The organism is Guyparkeria sp. (assembly GCF_046545975.1).
Classification (GTDB): Bacteria; Pseudomonadota; Gammaproteobacteria; order Halothiobacillales; family Halothiobacillaceae; genus Guyparkeria.
Map to the genome: position 1 here is coordinate 1 of NZ_JBKGYT010000003.1, position 17,170 is coordinate 17,170.

At 67.9% G+C, this 17,170-nt stretch carries 14 protein-coding genes; 9 read left to right on the top strand and 5 right to left on the bottom strand.

The window, feature by feature from the left end; all coding sequences use genetic code 11:
- The coding region (locus ACLFMY_RS00585; protein ID WP_410762564.1) for a diguanylate cyclase domain-containing protein at positions 1-1,649 on the top strand (1,649 nt) is incomplete at its 5' end.
- 99 nt (positions 1,650-1,748) lie between these two features.
- A complete protein-coding gene (gene metE / locus ACLFMY_RS00590) occupies positions 1,749-4,058 on the top strand; it encodes a 5-methyltetrahydropteroyltriglutamate--homocysteine S-methyltransferase (protein ID WP_410762565.1) in 2,310 nt (769 codons plus the stop codon).
- On the opposite strand, the gene ACLFMY_RS00595 is transcribed toward metE, so the two are convergent.
- Positions 4,049-5,287 carry a multifunctional CCA addition/repair protein gene (locus ACLFMY_RS00595; protein WP_410762610.1) on the bottom strand — a complete coding sequence of 413 codons (1,239 nt, stop codon included), beginning with the start codon at positions 5,285-5,287 and terminating at the stop codon, positions 4,049-4,051. The genes metE and ACLFMY_RS00595 overlap by 10 nt on opposite strands.
- A gap of 135 nt (positions 5,288-5,422) precedes the next feature.
- Here ACLFMY_RS00595 and ACLFMY_RS00600 point away from each other — a divergent pair, with 135 nt between their 5' ends.
- On the top strand, positions 5,423-6,394 hold the full coding sequence (locus ACLFMY_RS00600) for a sigma-54 interaction domain-containing protein (RefSeq protein WP_410762566.1): 972 nt from the start codon (positions 5,423-5,425) through the stop codon (positions 6,392-6,394).
- Between the two features lie 475 nt (positions 6,395-6,869).
- On the opposite strand, the gene ACLFMY_RS00605 is transcribed toward ACLFMY_RS00600, so the two are convergent.
- Complete coding sequence (locus ACLFMY_RS00605; RefSeq protein WP_410762567.1) at positions 6,870-8,909, bottom strand: TonB-dependent receptor domain-containing protein; 2,040 nt, start codon at positions 8,907-8,909, stop codon at positions 6,870-6,872.
- A gap of 250 nt (positions 8,910-9,159) precedes the next feature.
- Between ACLFMY_RS00605 and gcvH the strand changes: the two genes are divergently transcribed.
- Together gcvH and ACLFMY_RS00615 are read left to right on the top strand one after the other, a co-directional pair.
- On the top strand, positions 9,160-9,540 hold the full coding sequence (gcvH, locus tag ACLFMY_RS00610; protein ID WP_410762568.1) for a glycine cleavage system protein GcvH: 381 nt from the start codon (positions 9,160-9,162) through the stop codon (positions 9,538-9,540).
- 18 nt (positions 9,541-9,558) lie between these two features.
- On the top strand, positions 9,559-9,918 hold the full coding sequence (locus tag ACLFMY_RS00615; protein WP_410762569.1) for a diacylglycerol kinase: 360 nt from the start codon (positions 9,559-9,561) through the stop codon (positions 9,916-9,918).
- 30 nt (positions 9,919-9,948) lie between these two features.
- Here the strand turns inward: ACLFMY_RS00615 and mreD are convergent, their stop codons facing one another.
- From mreD to ACLFMY_RS00630, 3 genes are read right to left on the bottom strand one after another with little or no spacing between them, the layout of a single operon-like run.
- Positions 9,949-10,425, bottom strand: a complete 477-nt coding sequence (mreD, locus tag ACLFMY_RS00620) for a rod shape-determining protein MreD (RefSeq protein WP_410762570.1) — start codon at positions 10,423-10,425, stop codon at positions 9,949-9,951.
- Positions 10,415-11,332, bottom strand: a complete 918-nt coding sequence (mreC, locus tag ACLFMY_RS00625; protein WP_410762571.1) for a rod shape-determining protein MreC — start codon at positions 11,330-11,332, stop codon at positions 10,415-10,417. Before mreC ends, mreD begins: the two co-directional genes overlap by 11 nt.
- An 11-nt stretch (positions 11,333-11,343) precedes the next feature.
- On the bottom strand, positions 11,344-12,381 hold the full coding sequence (locus ACLFMY_RS00630; RefSeq protein WP_410762572.1) for a rod shape-determining protein: 1,038 nt from the start codon (positions 12,379-12,381) through the stop codon (positions 11,344-11,346).
- Between the two features lie 374 nt (positions 12,382-12,755).
- Between ACLFMY_RS00630 and gatC the strand changes: the two genes are divergently transcribed.
- The 4 genes from gatC to ACLFMY_RS00650 all read left to right on the top strand — a co-directional run bounded on the left by gatC (position 12,756) and on the right by ACLFMY_RS00650 (position 17,058).
- The gene (gene gatC / locus ACLFMY_RS00635; RefSeq protein ID WP_410762573.1) at positions 12,756-13,043 is read left to right on the top strand and encodes an Asp-tRNA(Asn)/Glu-tRNA(Gln) amidotransferase subunit GatC; all 288 of its coding nucleotides are present in this window, start codon (positions 12,756-12,758) and stop codon (positions 13,041-13,043) included.
- 77 nt (positions 13,044-13,120) lie between these two features.
- Positions 13,121-14,602, top strand: a complete 1,482-nt coding sequence (gene gatA / locus ACLFMY_RS00640; RefSeq protein ID WP_410762574.1) for an Asp-tRNA(Asn)/Glu-tRNA(Gln) amidotransferase subunit GatA — start codon at positions 13,121-13,123, stop codon at positions 14,600-14,602.
- A 19-nt stretch (positions 14,603-14,621) separates the two neighbouring features.
- The gene (gene gatB / locus ACLFMY_RS00645; protein WP_410762575.1) at positions 14,622-16,091 is read left to right on the top strand and encodes an Asp-tRNA(Asn)/Glu-tRNA(Gln) amidotransferase subunit GatB; all 1,470 of its coding nucleotides are present in this window, start codon (positions 14,622-14,624) and stop codon (positions 16,089-16,091) included.
- Positions 16,092-16,122: 31 nt separating this feature from the next.
- Positions 16,123-17,058, top strand: coding sequence for an Hsp33 family molecular chaperone HslO (locus ACLFMY_RS00650; protein WP_410762576.1), 936 nt, complete (start codon positions 16,123-16,125; stop codon positions 17,056-17,058).
- Positions 17,059-17,170 lie beyond the last annotated feature (112 nt).

The window sequence follows — 17,170 nt, forward strand, 5'->3', positions numbered from 1 at the left end:
GGGGCGTGGTGAGCACCCCGATCGACGTGATGCGCCTGTTCGAGGCAGCCGGGGCTGCGGAGCTTCTAAGGAACGGCCGTCTGGCCGTACGGGGCTTCGATGGCCTGGGTGAGCAGGGAGCCGCATTTCTCGGTCGACCCGAACGGTTCGACAGCGACTCGAGCCTGAGGACGCCGGTGATCGCACTCGACGGGCGCTGGCAACTGGCCATGCAACCCTCGGAGCCCGGCAGGGCGGCCGTCTGGATGAGTCGGGCGACACGGTTCGGCAGCGTCCTCCTCGGGCTGCTGGTTATCTGGCTGGTCCTGCGCTGGCAGACCCAGCAGCGCCGACTGGTGGAGTCGGAGCGACTGCTTCGGGACGTCAATACCCACGTCAATGATGTCGTGTTCCGGGCCGACACGCAGGGTCGCCTGCTCTACCTCAACCCGGCCTACGAGCGCCTCACGGGCCGGCGTGGCCGACACCTGTTGGGAGCCAGCTGGCTCAACCTGTTCTCGGAAAGCGAACGTCGGCGGGTCAGGTTTGCCTTCAAGCGCTCCCGCGATGCCGGCGGGCGGCTGGTGATGACTTCCCGGCTGGCCCGGCAGAATGCCGCCTCCCTGCCGGTCGAGATCCGGGTGGACGTGGTGCCGACCAGGAGCGGTGCGGATGCCGGATTGGTAGGCACCGTGAGCGACCAGTCGGAGCGACATGCCTTCGAACAGCTCGAGGAACTCGCCACGGCGGTCTTCGAAGGGGCGGGGGATGCGATCGTGATCCTCGATCGTCACCGCCGGGTGCTGGCGGCGAACCCGGCCTTCGAGCGAATGGTCGGGATGCCGGGTGCGGAACTGTCCGGCCAGCGACTCCGGGTGCCCGAGGTGATCTCGCCGACGCGGCAGTGGCTGGCCCAGGTTGCCCGGCACCTCAAGTACCGAGATCGCTGGCAGGAGGAAGTGGCCTCGCGGCTTCCGGGCGGCAAGCGGCGCGTGCTGAACTGGTCGCTGGATGCGGTGCGGGACGAGCGGGGCCGCGTCAGTCGATACGTCGCCGTGATCACGGACGTCACGCGGCGTCATCAGCGCATGGAGGCCATGCATCACCGTGCCCACCACGATCCCCTGACCGATCTGCTCAACCGCGCCGGACTCGAGGAACGCTTCGAGCAGGCGCGACTGCATGCCCTCCGGGAAGGCGACGGTATCGTGCTGGCGTTCATCGACCTCAATGACTTCAAGCCCATCAACGACACCCACGGCCACCACGTCGGCGACGAGGTGCTGCGCGAGATCGCCAGCCGCCTGCGCGCCATCGGACGTCGAGAGGATATCGTGGCGAGACTCGGAGGCGACGAGTTCGTGGTGGTCTTCTACGACGTGCGTTCGAGCGAGGCCATGTCGGGGCTGGGCGCGACCCTCCGCGAGCGGATCGGAGCGCCCATCCTCCTGCGCGGCATGGACCAGCCCCTCAAGGTGCGGGCCAGCATCGGCTTTGCGCGCCTGTCGATCGACGCCGATACGCTCGACGGCCTCCTGCGTCATGCCGACAAGGCCATGTACGAGGTCAAGTTCGGCGCGCCCGCCTGTCCAGTGGCTCGAGGACCCGACGGCGAGGGGCAGGACGGCCAGCGGCAGGGCACCCGCCCCGAGATCGATGACGTAACATGAGAGATAATCACCTAATCACTTAAAAACGATACACCAACCTCATTCAAACAGGCTTTAGGCTGTGCGCATTCACTTCCCGGAAACGACCAAGGAATACGCATGACCGCACAGTCCGTCACCAATCCGTCGCGCCCTGTCACGCACCTGCTCGGCTACCCCCGCATGGGGGAGGGCCGAGCTCTCAAGTGGGCGCTCGAGCGAACCTGGCGAGGCGAATCGAGTGTCGAGGCGCTGGAGTCGGTGGCCGCCGCCATCCGCGGCCAGTCGCTAGAGTCGCAACGGACGGCCGGCATCGACCGTCCGGCGACCGGCGATTTCTCGTTCTACGACGGCATGGCCGACCTCGCCCTGCTGTTCGGCCAGGCCCCGGCGCGCTTCGGTGACCTGCCCAATACCGTCGAGTCGCTGTTCGCCCTGACGCGAGGGGTCGAGAGGGCGGGCGAGAAGCTCCCGCCGTTGGCGATGAAGAAGTGGTTCAACTCGAACTACCATTACCTGGTTCCGGAGCTCGATGCCGGACGCCCCTTCCGCGTCGACGCGGCACGGTTCCTGGCGCCCGTCCGCGAGGCGGTGGCCGAATGCGCGCAGGCCAAGCCGGTGCTGATCGGTCCGCTGACGTTTCTGTGGCTCAGCCGCGGTGCCGACGATGCGGCTCGACTGGCGCGATCCGGCGAACTGGCCGACGCCTATGCCGCCGTGCTGGCCGAACTCGCCGTAATCGGCGTCGAGTGGGTACAGATCGACGAACCCGTGCTGGGCCTCGATCTGCCTGCCGAATGGCGGGCGGCCTTCGAGCCGACCTACCACCGGCTCAAGACACCCGGCGTAAAGCTGCTGCTCGCCACCTATTTCGGCGAACTCGACGGGCAGGTGACTCTTGCCGCCGACCTGCCGGTCGATGGCCTGCACCTTGACGCGACCACGCAGATCGACCTGTCGACCGCGGTCGACCGGCTGGCGTCCTTCAAGATCCTTTCGGTCGGCATCATCGACGGTCGCTCGATCTGGCGTGCCGACCCGGAGGCCCTGCTGGAGCGGCTCGAGCCTCTCCACTGGCAGCTGGGCGACCGTCTCTGGCTGGCGCCGAGCTGCTCGTTGCTGCACCTGCCCCTGGATGCCCGTCACGAGACCCACCTGCCCGACGCCCTGGCCGAGAACCTGAGTTTCGCCCGGCAGAAGCTCGACGAGCTGGCCCTGCTTGCGCGCGGGCTATCGGAGGGACGTGCGGCGATCGCCGCGGAGATCGAGGCGGCGAAGACCGCGCGTGCACGACTGGAGTCGTTGCGCGGGCGATGTGATCCGGCCCGCCGGGAGCGCATCGCGACGGCCCTCAGGGAGGAACCCGCCCGGCAGAGTCCGTATCCGGAGCGGGCGGAACGGCAGCGCCGGCGGCTTGATCTGCCCCTGTTGCCGACGACCACGATCGGCTCGTTCCCGCAGACCGACGAGATACGGGCGGCCCGTCGGGCGTTCAAGCGCGGCGAGATCGACCGGGCCGAGTACGAACGACACATGCGCGACGAGATCGTCGAGGTGGTGCGCTTCCAGGAATCGATCGGCATGGACCTCCTGGTGCACGGCGAACCGGAGCGCAACGACATGGTGGAATACTTCGGCGAACAGCTGGAGGGCTACGCCTTCACCCGGCAGGGCTGGGTGCAGTCCTACGGCTCGCGCTGCGTCAAGCCGCCGATCATCTGGGGCGACGTGGCTCGCCCGGCGCCGATGACCGTCGAGTGGAGCCGTCACGCGCAGTCGCTGACCGACCGGCCCGTCAAGGGCATGCTCACCGGGCCGGTGACCCTGCTGTTCTGGTCGTTCGTCCGCGACGACCTGCCGCGCGAGGAAGTCGCCTACCAGATTGCCGATGCGCTGCGAGAGGAGGTGCGCGACCTGGCCGAGGCGGGCATCGCGGCCATCCAGGTCGACGAGCCGGCCTTCCGCGAGGGGCTGCCCCTGCGCCGGCGCGACTGGCCGGGCTACCTCGACTGGGCGGTGCGCGCCTTCCGTCACGCCACGGCCGTGGCCCCGGACGACTGCCAGGTGCACACCCACATGTGCTACAGCGAGTTCAACGACATCATCGAGTCGATCGCCGCGCTGGATGCCGACGTGATCACCATCGAGACCACGCGCTCGAACATGCAGCTGCTGGATGCCTTCGCCGACTTCGACTACCCCAACGAGATCGGGCCGGGCATCTACGACATCCACTCGCCGCTGGTGCCCTCCGAGGAGGAAATGATCGCGCGCCTGAGGCTGGCGCTGGAGAAGGTGCCCGCCGAGCGGCTGTGGGTGAACCCGGATTGCGGGCTGAAGACCCGGGGATGGCCGGAGGTGAGAGCGGCCCTGACCGCCATGGTCGCCGCCGCCCGCCGGCTGCGCGGCGAACTCGGGGCTCAGCCCTGAGCCTGCCCCCGCTCGGCCTTCAGGTGCGAGACGGCACGGATGCGCTGCTCGCGCAGCTTCCTGCCGATCTCCGCCCCGCGGCAGCCCTGTTCGACCAGCGGCCGGGGCGAGATCGCGGCCACGACCTCCCGCACCCGCTCGAGCCACTCCCGCTGCGGATAGGGGTCGGCCTCGTGGCCCGGTTTGCCCTGGGCGTCGGCGTGGCAGACCGTCAGGACGTCCCGAAAGCGTTCCGGTCGCCGGAAGGCGTCCATGCGGTCGAGCAGGTCGACGAGCGTGGAGGCGCGCATCTCGCAGGCCTTGTGCACCCGGCCGTGCATCTCGGTCGCCAGCACGGCCAGTTCCCGCACGGCCTTCGGCGTGCGCAGGCGTTCGCACAACTCGCGCGTCGGCGCGACGCCGCGGGCTTCGTGGCCGATGTGACTCGGCCACTCGGCGCGCGGGGTCAGCGCCTTGCCCAGATCGTGGCAGAGCGCGGCAAAGCGCACCGCCACGGAATCGCTCAGGCGGGCGGCGGCCTCCAGCACCAGGAGGGTGTGAATGCCGGTGTCGATCTCCGGGTGGTATCTCGCCGGCTGAGGCACACCGAACAGGGCGTCGACCTCCGGGAAGACGCGTGACAATGCCCCCACGTCGCGCAGGACCTCGAAGTACCGCGACGGATGACGAGTCGCCAGCGCCTTCGCGGTCTCGGTCCATACACGCTCCGGGGTCAGGTCGGCCAGTTCTCCGCTGTCGCTCATCCTGCGCATCAGCTCACGCGTGTCGTCGGCCACGGTGAAGCCGTAGTCGGCCAGTTGCGCGGCGAAGCGCGCCACCCGCAGTACGCGCAGCGGGTCCTCGACGAAGGCCGGACCGACATGGCGCAGCGTCCGCGCCTCGAGGTCGGCCAGACCGCCGAAGGGGTCGATGATGGTGCCGTCCGCCTGCATCGCCATGGCATTGATGGTCAGGTCGCGCCGCTCGAGATCCTCCTCGAGGGTCACGTCCGGGTCGGCGTGCACGGCGAAGCCGTGGTAGCCGCGCCCCTGCTTGCGTTCGGTGCGTGCCAGTGCGTGCTCCTCGCCGGTTTCGGGATGAAGGAACACGGGGAAGTCTGCCCCGACCTGCCGGAACCCCCGTTCCTGCATGGCTTCGGGGGTGGTGCCGACGACCACCCAATCCCGGTCCATGACCGGCCGGCCGAGCAGCCGGTCACGCACCGCCCCGCCGACGATGTAGCAGTTCAGGTCCCGGATCGGGTCTGTCATGGATGTCCTCATGCGGTTGACTGACGGTCCCGGAGCGGCTTTGCCCGGAAGACCCCCGGCGGTAAACTGTTATCGGACACGTTTATTACCGTATCGAAACAGGCCAGACGGAACATGACCGGAAACCGTTATCTTGAGGCATTACGTACCCAGTCGCCACGCTTCGAGTCGACGCTGCGCAGCATCGGGCTGGTTGCGGGAACGGACGCGACGGTACTGATCACCGGCGAGACCGGCACCGGCAAGGAACTGGCGGCCCGTGCGATCCACGAGGGATCCTCCCGTCGCGGCGGCCCGATGGTCACCGTCAACTGCGCCACGATACCGGATGATCTCGCCGAGTCCACGCTCTTCGGTCACCGTCGCGGGGCCTTCACCGGCGCCCTGAACGACCAGCAGGGCCTGGTCGACCAGGCAGACGGGGGCACGCTCTTTCTCGACGAACTGGGGGAACTGCCCACCGCGATGCAGGCGAAGCTGCTGCGTCTGCTGGAAAACGGCGAGACCCGTGCGGTGGGGGAGGCCGGCACCCGCCGTGTGGACCTGCGCATCGTGGCGGCCACCCACCGCGACCTCGAGTCCATGGTCGAGCAGGGGACGTTCCGTGCCGACCTGTACTACCGGCTCAGCGGGGTGCCGATCGAGCTTTTGCCCCTGCGCGATCGTCAGGGCGACGCCGAATGGCTGTTCCGCCAGTTCCTCGAGGATAACGCGCGCGGCAACGGCGTTGCCGTTCCGCGGCTGACGGCCCGGGCCACCGGGGTCCTGCGGCGCTATCGCTGGCCGGGCAATGTCCGCGAACTGCGCCAGTTGGCCGAGCGGCTGGTGATCTTCCACGCCGGGACCGTGGTCGACGTGGAGGCGTTGCCGCCGGCGATGCGTTCGGCGGACCAGAGCGGGCGCGGTGGTCCGATCGCCCCGGGCTTCGTGCTGCCGGAGGGCGGTGTCGACCTGGAGGCCGTGGAAAGCGATCTGCTGCGGCAGGCCCTGGTGCTGACCGGTGGCAACAAGTCGCGTGCCGCGCGTCTGCTGAACCTCTCGCGGGACACCTTTCTCTACCGGTTGAAGAAGTTTGCCATCGAATAGGCGCTGACCGGCCGGCGCCTGTCGCCGTTCCCTGCCAAGGCCCCGTCCCGGATGTTCCCGGGACGGGGCCTTGTCGTTGGCGACTCTGCCGCCGCTTGCATGGGGATGAGCGCCGCGGTGTCGCGCAGACAAAAAAAGGCAGCCCGGGGCTGCCGCAATGGCCACGATGTCGCGTGGCAGTCTGGAGAGAGGAGTCGAACGGGCATGCGCCCAGCGAATCTCGTCCAATACTTTGCAATCCACGTGCCACCTCCAAGTCCTTGATGTGGCTCGCCCTCGCCGTTGCCATCTGCGTCATATACCGCAGTTGCTGTGGCAGCTGACGTCCTGGCTAAAGGGTGAGTGCAGGGGCAGGGGATCCGGCATCCTGCCGGCTCGTCTTGGCGAGACCGCGGCGCAAAAAAACGGCAGCCGATGGCTGCCGTACAAAGCCACGCGGTCGCGTGGCAGTCTGGAAACAAGGAAAGGTCCGGGTTCAGAATTGGGCGGTGAGGCGTGCCCAGACGGTTCGGCCGGGCTCGTTGATCCGGGTCGTCGGGTCGCCGAACGTGCCGGCGTAGGCCCGGTTGACGTGCTCGCTGTAGGTCCGGTCGAACAGGTTTTCCACCCCGGCACGGAGCTGCCAGTTGGCACTGATCCGGTAGCCGGCGTGCAGGTCCACCACGCCGTAGCCAGCGGTCTCGCGGGTGTCCAGGCCGCTGGCGGTGTCCAGGTCGGTGGCGCGATCGGCCCAGCGGAGGTCGACCCCGCCGCTCAGGTCGCCGTGCTCGGCGAGCAGGCCCACGTTGCCGGACAGCGGCGGGATCTGCGGGAGATTGCGCGAGTCGTCGGTGTTGCGCCCGCGGGTATAGGCCAGTTGCCCACGGGCGGCGAGCCAGTCGGTGACGGCGTAATGGAGGTCGAGCTCGCCGCCGTAAAGGCGGGCGTCCACGTTGCGATAGGTGGGCACGGCCTGGTCCTGGAGGATGAAGTCTTCCACCTGGTCGTAGAAGAGATTGGCTCCGGCCGACAGTCCTGCGCTTTCCCAGCTCAGCCCGGTTTCCATCTGGTTGTGGATCTCGGGGGCGAGATCCGGGTTGCCCACCTTGTCAAGGTTGCCGCCCTTGACAATGAGTGCGTACTTCTGGGTCAGGTTGGGAGCCACCGCCGTGCGACTGACACCCACATGCCCGGCGATCTCCTCCGAGAAGCGATGCTCGTAGCGCAACAGGGCACTGATCTCGGTGTCGCTCTTGTCCCGGGCTGCCGATTCGGCCACGTCGTCCGGTATGCCCGGGTGCGTGTGTGTGGCCAGGCCCTTGTCCAGCGAGGAGTCGATCTCGCTCTCGAACCGGTCGACGCGCGCACCGGCCAGCAGCCGACCATCCGGAGCGACGCTCCAGTCGGCCTCGACGAAGGCGCCCGCCTGGTCGGCCCGGGCATCGGGCCACTGCCGGAACATGACCATGCCGCTGTCGGGCTTCTGCCCGGCGGCGTCCTGCTCGATGCGCTCGAAATCGACCCCGTAGGCGAGGTCAAGGTCGCCGAAGCTCGAGTCGAGGGCCAGGCGCGCAGTGGTGGTGTGCGACTCGCTCAACGACTCCATCCGCTTGGACGGTGGCGGTGCGTCGCGCAGGCTGAAGTTGTCCATCAGGTGATCGACGTTGGCGCGCGAGACCTCGAGGCGCAGGCTGTCGACGGGGCCTGAAAGGTCGCCCATGCGGCCGTCGAGGCGATAGATCGTGGCGTTGTCGTAGACCGAGTCCATGCCCGCGCCGGCATAGCGGGTGTCGAGCATGCGGTTGCGGTCGACGGACATCTCGATGCCGGTCTCGTCGCTGACCCGGTAGCCGGCGATGACGGTGCCGCTGCGCTGCTTGTAGGACGACGGCACCTCGTCACCGTCGCCATCCTCGTAGTTCTCGCCGTTGGCGATCTGGCCGATGACGCGCCCGAAGACGTTGCCGTCGCTCATCAGCACGTCCGCGCTGCTCTGGTCGGTCAGGCCGTTGCTGCTGGTGCCGACGTCGAACCGTGACTGGATACCGGACTCCGCGGCACGCTCGAAGGTGTTGCGCGTGAGCTCGATCGAGCCGCCGCTGCCGCCCGGGCCCCGGGTCAGCGTGGTCACGCCCTTGCGCACCTCGACCTCGTCGTAACCGGCCAGGTTGCCGAAGCTGGTGGGCGGGTCCATGCGGTTGGGGCAGGCGTTGGCGATGCCGGCGCCGTCGAGCAGCACGTTGAGCTGATGCTCGCGCTGGCCGCGGATGATCGGGTCCAGGCCGTGGCCCGACATGCGGCCCGCGGTCACGCCACTGATCTCGCGCAGCACGTCGGCGAGGTCGGCCTTGGGCGCGGTGGTCTCTTCCTGCGAAACCGACACGGGCGCCCTGTGGTCCACGGGCGCCGGGGCGGAAATCAGGATCGTGTCGAGCGAGTCGGCGGCCGTGGCAGCGACCGATACGCCAAGGAAGGGAAACAGGGCGAGGCCCAGGCGGGTTCGACGGAAGGGGAGAGATCGGCTCTGCGGTGTCATGATGTCGTGATCCATTCTCTTGATTATGCGTTGTGTCGTTTGGCGTCACTCTCCCAAGCAGGAAACAGGCCAGCGCCAAGTGATTGAAATGGCATCAGCGAGCCCGTCGTGACCGTGTGAAATCCCTCCTCGACCGCGCCACATGCCACGGTCGGCAAGCCGGCACCGCCCGAGTGGGCCGTGCTGTCCGCGGGAGATATGTGCCAGAATCCCGGTCTTGATCCACAGGCAAGTGAAGAGGCAGTCATCGATGAGCATTCGGCAGGATCGGCGCTACGGGGAGACCCACGAGTGGTACATGGTCGAAGACGACGTGGTCACGGTCGGCGTGACCGAGCAAGGTCAGGAGATGCTGGGCGACGTGGTCTACGCCGACCTGCCGGATGTCGGCCAGGGCGTGTCCGAAGGGGCGCCCTGCGCCACGCTGGAGTCGGTCAAGGCGGCGTCCGACGTGCTCTGCCCGGTCGATGGCGAGGTGATCGAGGTCAACCCGGCACTCGAAGACAGCCCGGAACTGATCAACGACGATCCCCTCGACGAGGGCTGGATCCTGCGGATTCGTGCCACCGGTTCGCCCGCCGCCTGGATGAGCCCGGACGAGTACGAACAGATGCTGGAAGCCGCGGACTGACACACGGGGAGACGGGCGATGCCATCGGAACGACACGGACTCAGGCGGGTGATCCACGCCACCCGCTACTCGTGGCAGGGGCTGCGGGCCACCTGGCGCAAGGAGGAGGCCTTCCGTCAGGAGGTGGTGGTTGCGATGGTCGCCTTGCCGGTGGCCTGGTTTCTCGGCGACACGGCCGTCGAGCGGGCGCTGCTGGCCGCGGTGGTGATCAACGTGCTGGTGATCGAGCTGGTGAACACCGCCGTGGAGAATGTCGTCGACCGGATCGGCTCCGACCCCCACAAGCTGTCCGGTCGGGCCAAGGATGTCGGTTCGGCCGCGGTGTTCATGGCCATCGTGCTGGCAGCCGTCGTCTGGGGGCTGGTCCTCTTCGGCTGATGCGTCGTTCGCGGCGGACGGGATCCGCGGTCAGCGCATCGGGCGGATCGTCGTCAGTCGACTCAGGACGAAGTAGATGATCGGCCAGGCGGCCAGGTTGCTCACCGCCCGCGAGAGATAGGTGGCCATGGACACCACGTCGGTGGCCACGCCCTCCACCCACAGCGCGACCACGAGGTAGAGCAGGGTGAACCCGGAAATCAGCAGGGCCTGGGAGAGCAGCGGGGCGACGGCCAGCCGATGACGCAGCGACAGCACCAGGAACACCGTCAGGGTGAACAGCAGGGCATTGAGTCCCAGAAGGCCGTTGACCGCGATGTCCACCAGCAGGCCCGCGCACCAGGCATAGACCAGCCCCGCCTGTGCAGGCCGGTACAGCGCCCAGAAGATCACGGTGAGCAAGAGCCACTGCGGGTTGTGGATCTGCAGCCCCTGCGGCAACGGCAGCAGCGTGAGTCCTAGTGCCGCCACACTCGTCAGGATGATCGCGAACCAGCTAGTCGACATCCGGGGCATCCTCGATATCCGGGGCATCCTCGACAGGCGGCGTTTCCGCCGCAGGTTCGTCTCCCTGGGTAGCGGAGTCATCGGGGCTGTCGGGCGGTTCGGTGATTACCAGCATGTGGTCCAGTCGCTCGAGGTCCGCGACCGGCTCGGCATGCAGCCGAACGAACCCCTGTGCCTCGTCCATGTCCACCTTCGTGACCCGTCCGACGGGATAGCCCCGCGGGAACGCGCCCTCGATTCCCGAGGTGTAGAGCAGGTCGCCCGTGCCGATCCGGGTGCGCTCGGACACGCGCTCGATCACCAGTTCCCGCCCACCGGTGCCACGCATCAGGGAGCTTCGGCCGGTCTCCCCGAGGAGGACGGACACGACGTGGTCGCGTGAAGTGAGCTGGACGACGGTGGCGCCCGATCCGGTGCTGCGGAGTACCTGGCCCACCAGACCGTGGGCATCGATGACGGGATCGCCGGGCTGTACGTCGTCGTCCAGACCGCGATCGATGGTGAACAGGTTGCCTTCCGAGTTCGGCGGGCGGCCGATGCGGCGGGCGAGCAGGACCGGAGGCACGTCGACCGGCCGGCCGTCGAGCAGTTCCCGGAGTGCATCGACTTCCTGAGTGAGGCTGGCGAACTGCTGCATCTGCCCGCGCAGGAGGATGTTCTCCTCTCGCAGGCGGTCGAGTTCGTCATGCAGGTCATCCCGATCGGCGAACCACCGAGAGACGGATCGTGTCAGGGCGACAGGCTGGTGAATCGCCTTGATCACCCCGTCGGTGACGCTGCCAAGGTCACCGTCGAGTTCGTCGACCCAGCGCGTCCCGATACGGTCGAGGCTCATCAGGACGATGGAGACCACGACCAGCACGAGCAGGAGGTTGAAGCCGGGGCGGTGGGTGTCGAACAGCGCCATGGCCGGCGCCGTTATTCGTCAGCGAACAGGGTGCTGTTGCGCTGGTCGATCAGGTCGAGGACCTTGCCACCGCCGCGGGCCACGCAGGTCAGCGGATTCTCGGCGATGACCACCGGCAGCCCGGTTTCTTCCATCAGCAGTTTGTCCAGGTCTTGCAGCAGGGCCCCGCCACCGGTGAGCACGATGCCGCGCTCGGCGATGTCCGCACCGAGTTCCGGCGGGGTCTGCTCCAGCGCGGCGCGTACCGCCTGGACGATGCCGAACAGCGGCTCCTGCAGGGCCTCGAGGATCTCGTTGGAGTTGAGGGTGAAGCTGCGCGGCACGCCTTCGGCGAGGTTGCGGCCCTTGACGTCGATCTCGCGCAGTTCCTTGCCCGGGTAGGCCGAGCCGATTTCCTTCTTGATCCGTTCGGCGGTGGCCTCGCCGATCAGGATGCCGTAGTGACGGCGGACGAAGGCGATGATCGCCTCGTCGAACTTGTCCCCGCCGATGCGCACCGACGACGAATACACGATGCCGTCCAGCGAGATCACGCCCACCTCGGAGGTGCCGCCGCCGATGTCGACCACCATCGAGCCACGCGGCTCGTCGACGTCCACCCCGGCGCCGATCGCGGCCGCCATCGGCTCCTCGATGATGAACGCCCGCCGGGCGCCCGCGGAGAGCACGGATTCGCGGATGGCGCGGCGCTCGACCTGGGTCGCGCCCACCGGCACGCAGACCAGCACGCGCGGGCTGGGGCGGAACCAGTGGGAGGAGTGCACCTTCTTGATGAAGTGCTGCAGCATCTTCTCGGTGACGTGGAAGTCGGCGATCACGCCGTCGCGCAGCGGGCGGACGGCCTGGATGGATTTCGGCGTGCGGCCGACCATCTGCTTGGCCTCGTTGCCGTAGGCCTGGATCACGGTCTGGCCACCGTCGTTGCGCAGGGCGACCACCGACGGCTCGTCGAGCACGATCCCCCGACCGGAGACGTAGATCAGTGTGTTGGCGGTGCCGAGATCGATGGAGAGGTCGGTGGAGAAGATGCCGCGAAAGCCTTTGAACATGGGGGTTTTAACCGGTAGCTGTTGAGTAGTGAGTATTTGGGTCGTGCCGTGGTGGCGTGTCCGCCTGCGCCGCCCCATTCGAAATGGTGGCGGTCACTGAGTCCATTCCCGTTTTCTTGCGGTGGGCTCCCTGCCTGGCCTGCCCTGTTGCCTTGCGGCAAACGAGGTCAGGGACACCGTAAAATAAGCGGCTAAGGTAGCAACATGCGCGTGCCTTAGCAAGCGAGCCTGTGATAGGCTTCGCGCCGGGTTTCGCCGGCCGACCCGCGCGCCTCGACGAGGCGCGCGGGTCGGCCTGTTGCCCGTAACGGCGACCGCCCCCGACGGGACGGTTCGCGATTGATTGACTCACTATTTCTTCGGGGGTTCCGTCCATGTCGCTGACCAACGACCAGCTGCAGGCCGTGGCGCATCTGGCCCGCATCGCGATCGAGCCGGAATGGCGTGACGCGTTGCGCTCGGACCTCAACGCGATTCTCGACCAGGCCTCGCTGCTCGATGATCCTCGGCTCGATCAACTCGAGCCGATGGCGCATCCGCTGGACCAGACGCAGCGGATGCGTCCCGACGAGATCACGGAGACGGACCAGCGCGAGGAGCTTTTGGCGGGGGCGCCCGCGAGCGAGCGAGGTCTGTTCCTCGTGCCCAAGGTGATCGAGTAGGCACCCCGCGCCGGGGCCGATGGTCCCGTATCCGTTCGTTAACCTGTCATCACATACGAATCTCGGGAAGCAACTTCGTGTCCAGTAGCAACCAACACCCAGCCGCCACCGGGGACTCGGCCACCATCAATGCCTCGATCGCCGAGCTACGTGGACTGCTCGCGGCCGGCAGGATCTCCCCCACCGAGCTTGCCGGCACGTTCGCCGCACGCATCGAGGCCGTTGATCCCGGCCTCAACAGCCTGATCAGCCGCGTGGAGGCGGCCGCCCCCGCCTCGACCGACGGTCCCCTGGCCGGCATCCCCTACGTTCACAAGGACATCTTCTGCGCCAAGGGAACCCGCACGACCTGCGGGTCGCGCATGCTGGCCGACTGGGTCGCCCCCTACGACTCGACCGTGCACGAGCGGTTGACCCGGTCCGGCGCCGTGCTGCTGGGCAAGGCCAACATGGACGAGTTCGCCATGGGCTCCTCGAACGAGAACAGCCATTTCGGGGCCGTGGCCAACCCCTGGGACGCGAAGGCCGTGCCGGGTGGGTCGTCGGGTGGCTCGGCCGCGGCGGTCGCCGCGCGCCTGGCGCCGTTCGCGACGGGCACGGATACCGGCGGGTCGATCCGCCAGCCGGCCGCCTACTGCGGCGTGACCGGCATCAAGCCCACTTACGGGCGCGTGTCGCGCTACGGGATGATCGCCTACGCCTCGAGCTTCGACCAGGGCGGCGTGATCGCCAAGTCCGCCGAGGACTGCGCTATCGTGCTCGGCGAGATGGCCGGTTTCGACCCGCGCGACTCCACCTCGGCCGACCGCGAGGTGCCCGACTACACCGCCACCCTCGGCGAGTCGATCGCCGGCTTGCGCGTGGGCATCCCGAGGCAGTGGTTCACCGATGCGCTCGAGCCGGCAGTGGGGGACGCGGTCACTGCGGCCATCGACGAGCTACGAGCCGCCGGGGCCGAGACGGTCGAGATCGACCTGCCGGACGCCGAGATCGCTTTGGCCGCCTACTACCTGCTGGCCCCGGCCGAGGCTTCCTCGAACCTGTCGCGTTTCGATGGTGTGCGCTTCGGCTACCGCTGCGAGGAGCCGAAGGATCTGCAGGACCTCTACGAGCGCACCCGCTCGGAAGGCTTCGGGGCCGAGGTCAAGCGCCGCATCCTGGTGGGGACCTACGCGCTGTCCGCCGGTTACTACGACGCCTTCTACCGCCGTGCCCAGAAGGCCCGTCGCCTGGTGAGCGGGCACTTCGACCGTGCCTTCGGGCAGTGCGACGTGATCGCCGGGCCGGTCACCCCGTCCGCGGCGTTCGACCGCGGTGCGCACAGTGCCGACCCCGCCAAGATGTACCTCGAGGACATCTTCACCATCCCGGTCAACCTTGCCGGCCTGCCGGGGATGTCCGTGCCCGCGGGCTTCGTCGGGGGGCGCCCGGTGGGTCTGCAGCTGATCGGCCGTCACTTCGACGAGGCCCGCCTGTTCAACGTCGCGCACCAGTACCAGCAGCGGGTGGACTGGCATCGTCGGACGCCGCCGGTCGCTGCCGACTCCTCTAACCACTAACGCGAAGGGTAGAAACGACATGTCTGACTATGCCATCCCTTCGGGCTGGGAAGCGGTCATCGGCCTGGAGATCCACGCTCAGTTGGCCACCCGTTCCAAGATCTTCTCCGGGGCGTCGACCGCCTTCGGTGCCGAACCGAATGCGCAGGCCTGTGGCGTTGACCTGGGGCTGCCCGGGGTGCTGCCGGTCCTGAACGAGGGGGCCGTGCGGATGGCCTCGCTGTTCGGCCTGGCCATCGGCGCGGATATCTCGCGCGTCTCGAGCTTCGACCGCAAGAACTACTTCTACCCGGACCTGCCCAAGGGCTACCAGACCACGCAGCTGGCCCGTCCCATCGTCGTGGGCGGCTCGGTGACCATCACCACCGGCGAGGGCAAGCAGGCGCAGGAACACACCGTCCGCGTGACCCGCGCGCATCTCGAGGAGGACGCCGGCAAGTCCCTGCACGAGGACTTCCACGGCATGACCGGCATCGATCTCAACCGCGCCGGCACGCCGCTGATCGAGATCGTCTCCGAGCCGGACATGCGCAGTCCCGAGCAGGCGGTCGCCTATGCCCGCAAGGTCCACGCGATCGTCCAGTATCTGGGCATCTGCGACGGCAACATGCAGGAAGGCTCGTTCCGCGTGGACGCCAACGTCTCCGTGCGCCCGAGCGGCGACAATGCCTTCGGCACCCGCACCGAGATCAAGAACGTCAATTCCTTCCGCTTTTTGCAGCGGGCGATCGAGTTCGAGATCGAGCGGCAGGTCGACCTGCTGGAGACCGGCGGCGAGGTGGTGCAGGCCACGCGTCTGTACGACCCGGACCGCGACGAGACGCGCCTGATGCGCACCAAGGAGGAGGCCGACGACTACCGCTACTTCCCCTGCCCGGACCTGCTGCCGGTGGTGCTCGATGACGATACCATCGAGTCCTGGCGCGCCGAGCTGCCCGAGCTGCCGGACGCCAAGGCCGAACGCTACCAGTCCGAGTACGGCCTCGGCGCCTACGACGCCGGCGTGCTGACCTCCAGCCGAGCCACGGCCGAGTACTACGAGGCCGTGATCGCCCGTGACGGGATGGACGCCAAGCTCGCGGCCAACTGGGTGATGGGCGAGGTCGCCGCGCTGCTCAACCGACTGGAGACCGACATCGATCAGTGCCCGGTGTCGGCAGACCGGCTCGCCGACCTGCTCGAGCGCATTTCCGACGGCACGCTGTCGAACAAGCTCGCTCGCGAGGTGTTCGAGGCGCTGGCCGAGGAAGGCGGTTCGGTCGACGCGATCATCGAGGCGCGCGGGCTCAAGCAGATCTCGGATACCGGTGCGATCGAGGCGATGGTCGACGAGGTGATCGCCGCCAACCCCGGGCAGGTCGAGGCCTACCGGGGCGGCAAGGACAAGCTGTTCGGCTTCTTCGTCGGGCAGGTGATGAAGGCGGCCAAGGGCAAGGCGAACCCGAAGGCGGTCAACGACGTGCTCAAGCGTCGACTGGATGGCGAGTAGGGCGATGGCCGACCAAGAGACAACCGCGATCGTGGATTGGCAATCGCTGCCGCAGAGCGACGAGCTGTTCCGGTTTTCCTTCGAGGACGGCCGGGTCCGTGGCGTCTCGCTGCGGCTGGAGGACACCTGGCAATCGGCCATCGAGAACAGCGACTATCCGCCCGAGGTCGCCGCGCTGCTGGGCCAGGCCGTTGCCGGGGCCGTGCTGATGGTCGCCAGCCTCAAGTTCGAGGGACGACTGGTGCTGCAGTTTGCGGGGCACGGTCCGATCAGCCTGCTGGTGGTCCAGGTCCGCTCCGACCGGCGCTTTCGCTGCATGGCCAAGTGGGACGGCGGCCGGCTGGCGAATGCCGGAACCTCGCTCACCGGGCTGATGGGCCGAGGCCAGCTGGTCATGACCATCGAGCCGGACGAGGGCAGCCGTTACCAGTCGCTGGTGCCGCTGACCGGTGACCGGCTCGAGAATGCCATCGAGGGATACTTCCGGCAGTCCGAGCAGCTGCCCACGCGGCTGGTGCTGGCCGCCGACGGGACGGTGACCGCCGGGATGCTCGTCCAGCAGATGCCGGAGACCGGCGGGATCATCCCCGTCTCCGGCCCGGGCGCGCTGGAGTTCGAACACGTCGGCAAGCTGGTCGACACCCTGGTGGGTGACAAGGGCCGCGCCGAGATGCTCGAGGTCTCGGCCCCGGAGTTGCTGCATCGCCTGTTCCACCAGGAAACCCTGCGGATCCACGACGTGGCGCGGGTGCAGTTCAGCTGCGGCTGTTCGCGCGAGGCGGTGGGCGCCATGCTGGCGAGCCTGGGGCGCGACGAGCTGGAGGAATCCCTCGAGAACGAGGAGACGCCGGGCAGCCTCGAGGTCCGTTGCGATTTCTGCGGCAGCCTGTATCGCTTCGATCGTGTCGATGTCGAGCAGCTGCTCAGTGGTGACAGCGTCGAGCCGCCCGGATCGACCCGGCACTGATCGGTTCCGGGGGCATTGTCGGGTCGATCCGGGCTGGCCGGGGAGGCCGGGACCCCCCATACTTGGCCCATACATCCGGCAGATTCGCCGGGTGCCTTCCTTCCGGCATGTC

Coding starts and splice junctions, on each gene's coding strand:
- metE (WP_410762565.1), top strand. CDS start 1,749: ATGACCGCACAGTCCGTCACCAATCCGTCGCGCCCTGTCACGCACCTG.
- ACLFMY_RS00600 (WP_410762566.1), top strand. CDS start 5,423: ATGACCGGAAACCGTTATCTTGAGGCATTACGTACCCAGTCGCCACGC.
- ACLFMY_RS00605 (WP_410762567.1), bottom strand. CDS start 8,909: ATGACACCGCAGAGCCGATCTCTCCCCTTCCGTCGAACCCGCCTGGGC.
- gcvH (WP_410762568.1), top strand. CDS start 9,160: ATGAGCATTCGGCAGGATCGGCGCTACGGGGAGACCCACGAGTGGTAC.
- ACLFMY_RS00615 (WP_410762569.1), top strand. CDS start 9,559: ATGCCATCGGAACGACACGGACTCAGGCGGGTGATCCACGCCACCCGC.
- mreD (WP_410762570.1), bottom strand. CDS start 10,425: ATGTCGACTAGCTGGTTCGCGATCATCCTGACGAGTGTGGCGGCACTA.
- mreC (WP_410762571.1), bottom strand. CDS start 11,332: ATGGCGCTGTTCGACACCCACCGCCCCGGCTTCAACCTCCTGCTCGTG.
- ACLFMY_RS00630 (WP_410762572.1), bottom strand. CDS start 12,381: ATGTTCAAAGGCTTTCGCGGCATCTTCTCCACCGACCTCTCCATCGAT.
- gatC (WP_410762573.1), top strand. CDS start 12,756: ATGTCGCTGACCAACGACCAGCTGCAGGCCGTGGCGCATCTGGCCCGC.
- gatB (WP_410762575.1), top strand. CDS start 14,622: ATGTCTGACTATGCCATCCCTTCGGGCTGGGAAGCGGTCATCGGCCTG.